The following is a 2,883-nucleotide window of genomic DNA, read 5'->3' as shown; positions in this document are numbered from 1 at the left end:
CTCTTACATCTACAATTCGGCCATGGTTTTTACCCATATACTGCCCAACCTTGGCCATATGTACGCTCTGCAACTCATCAGCAATCAGCGCCCACAAAATATCTTGTTCATTTCGCTGAAGCGTACCAACCATTTTTAACTGCCCTAGAGAGTATGACTCCAGAACCTCAGGAACTCGATCAAAATCCGGCTTAACGTTACTTTGATCTTTTTGTATCTCTACCACGCTTACCACAACATCTTCAGGCGGCAAAAAAGGTGAACGTCTATTCGCAGCACTGTATGTAAATGCTCTATATACTTGTACTTCAGGCAAAGCCTCTATTTTTCCACGCGGCTTGGCATCAGCCTCTGCCATAAAGCGATCTAAATCACCAAAGCCACTACTCGTACCACAACCACTCAATAGAACACTTGATACGAGCACGAGAGACAAGAAAATTTTATTCATTATCTTCTCCTCCCTTTCTTCTTCTTAGATTGCCTACTTTTTTCTCTGTCTGCCTCAGTACCATAACGATATGTCTTCGCTTGCACAGTCATTTGCAGCTTATGACTGCTGCGCCCCTGACTATTTCCTTTAGACTTACTCTGCATCTTGGAAATATTCATATCATGCAAAGTCACGATTCGAGGCAAGCTTGCAACACCACTCACAAAAGACGCAATGTCATGATAAGTGCCGGCAACCACGATCTCCATTGGCAATTCAACATAGAACTCTTTAGAAACCTCGGGTTTCAACTGAATAGACTCAATTTCTAAGCCACTTCCCAGCCCGGTATTGGTAATATCTTCAAGTAGACCCGGAACCTCTGTTTTTGCAGGTAACTGCTTAAGAAGCACACCAAAAGATTTTTTCATGTCGTCCATCTGCAGACGAAAAGCCTCCAGATTTGCCACTTTATACGCTCTACTTTCATATTGTTGCTTCAAGTTTGCTTCTTCTGCAGCGACTCTATCAAATTCAGTATATTGATCCTGAATCAGGAAGAAATAACCGCCTACAATCAATACTAAAAATACAACAACTAAAACGACCGCTTTAACAGGTGCAGGCCATGAGCCTGCATTATTAAAGTCTATATCATTGGGATCAAAGCCTTTCAGGCTTTCCATAGATTCAGAAAAACCCACTATTTAGTCCCCTTTTCACTTGATTCCTGATCTTCAGCTAACTCAGGCGTCACCTGCTTAACACTAAGATCAAAACTATTTAGAGTCCCGTCATCACCTTTAATCGCACTCACGTCTTTCAGATTAGGGTTAGAAAACCAGACTGATGTTTCAAAGTTTCGCATCAAACCTGAAATACGGTTATTAGATTCAGCCAAACCCGTAATCTCTATGAGATCCTCTTTTCGCTCAAGGCTTTCATAATAAAGACCATCTGGAAGTGTTCTCACCAACTCATCCATCACACGAACGATAACCGGGCGTGTTCCCTGTAAGTCCTGAATGACCTTCATTCTATCCAAAAGCTCTTTCTTTTCTTTTTTCAGCTCTTTGATCTCTTTAATTTTCTTATCCAGCTCAGCCATTGAAGAGCTTAAATAATTATTTCGAGACTTTTGAGTTTCAATTTCGGAACTAACATAGTCTTGCCACAGGAATACAAGTACCACTGCAACAACAAGGACACCGATCAACGAGGTAATAAAATTCCTCTGTTTCTCGGCTCGGAGTTCTTCTCGCCACGGCCTAAGGTTAATAGAAGGCATTAATCAAAACTCCTCATAGCCAAACCACAAGCAATCATCAAAGAAGGTGCATCATTACTTAAAGCAGACGCATTCACCTTCGAGCTTAGGGTCATATCAACGAAAGGGTTAGCCACTATAGTCTTGATCCCTGCTTTCTCTTCAACCAGTTCTACAAGTCCATTTATTGACGCAACACCACCAGCAAGCACGACATAATCGACTTCATTATATTGGCTTGAGGAAAAGAAGAACTGTAATGAACGGGCGACTTGTTGAACGACTGCCTCTTTGAAAGGAGCTAAGACTTCACGCTCGTAGTCATCTGGCAAGCCACCTTGCTTTTTAGCTAGCCCGGCCTCTTCAAAAGATAAGCCATAACGTCGCTGAATTTCTTCTGTCAGTTGACGCCCACCAAATAACTGCTCTCTTGTATAGATCGTTTTGCCATCGGCAAGTACGCTCAATGTCGTCATCGTTGAGCCAACATCGACAATTGCGACTGTCTGCTCTTCACCTTCAACGCCAATTTGCGAACCGACAAGTTCAAAGGATCGTTCAATTGCGTAAGCTTCGATATCGATAACTTTCGATGTTAAGCCACCAATTTCCAGGGCTTCTTCCCGAAGTTCAACATTCTCTTTTCGACAAGCAGCTAATAATATATCAACCTGGTCAGCGCCCGACTCTGACTCGCCAAGCACTTCAAAGTCGATAGCCACTTCATCAAGAGGATAAGGTATATATTGATCAGCCTCGACAACGATCATATTTTCCAGCTCAGACTCGTTAAGCCCACCCGCCATTTGTATGGTTTTGGTGATAACAGCTGAACCCGCAACGGCAGCAGAAGCTAATCGACTATTAGCACGCGAGCGAGTCACCACCTTTCCGATGACTTCACCAACCAACTCCGAGTCATTAATATTCTTCTCTACTACGCAGTTACTAGGTAGCGGTTCCACGGCGTAACTCTCTACGCGGAACTTTTCACCATTCTTTGACAACTCCAATAATTTTACTGAAGAAGAACTGATATCGATTCCTAACAAGGAATCTTTTTTCTTTCCAAATAATCCAAACACGCGAAAACCCATTAAATTAATGGCAGCTACTTTGATTGAGATGTACTTATGAATCTATTATTCACACCTCAATGTACATTTTTTTACTTATAACACTC

At 42.2% G+C, this 2,883-nt stretch carries 4 protein-coding genes; all 4 read right to left on the bottom strand.

Features of this window, described 5'->3' with window-relative positions:
* A partial coding sequence (locus A3757_RS09795) for a pilus assembly protein PilP (protein WP_068739501.1) occupies positions 1-451 on the bottom strand: 451 nt, incomplete at its 3' end.
* Positions 451-1,137: a type 4a pilus biogenesis protein PilO gene (locus A3757_RS09790; RefSeq protein ID WP_082865054.1), complete on the bottom strand. Its 687-nt coding sequence runs from the start codon at positions 1,135-1,137 to the stop codon at positions 451-453. The genes A3757_RS09790 and A3757_RS09795, both read right to left, overlap by 1 nt.
* Entirely contained in the window at positions 1,137-1,721 is a 585-nt protein-coding gene (locus A3757_RS09785) for a PilN domain-containing protein (RefSeq protein WP_068553392.1), read from the bottom strand. Before A3757_RS09785 ends, A3757_RS09790 begins: the two co-directional genes overlap by 1 nt.
* On the bottom strand, positions 1,721-2,785 hold the full coding sequence (locus tag A3757_RS09780; protein WP_068553397.1) for a pilus assembly protein PilM: 1,065 nt from the start codon (positions 2,783-2,785) through the stop codon (positions 1,721-1,723). Before A3757_RS09780 ends, A3757_RS09785 begins: the two co-directional genes overlap by 1 nt.
* Between the last annotated feature and the right edge of the window lie 98 nt (positions 2,786-2,883).

The organism is Oleiphilus sp. HI0117, assembly GCF_001635235.1.
The sequence above is the reverse complement of the archived record's forward strand: the minus strand, read 5'-3'. Positions and strand labels throughout refer to the sequence as shown.

Bases quoted from the DNA above. Each gene is read 5' to 3' on its own strand.
- A3757_RS09785 (WP_068553392.1), bottom strand. From the start codon at position 1,721: ATGCCTTCTATTAACCTTAGGCCGTGGCGAGAAGAACTCCGAGCCGAG.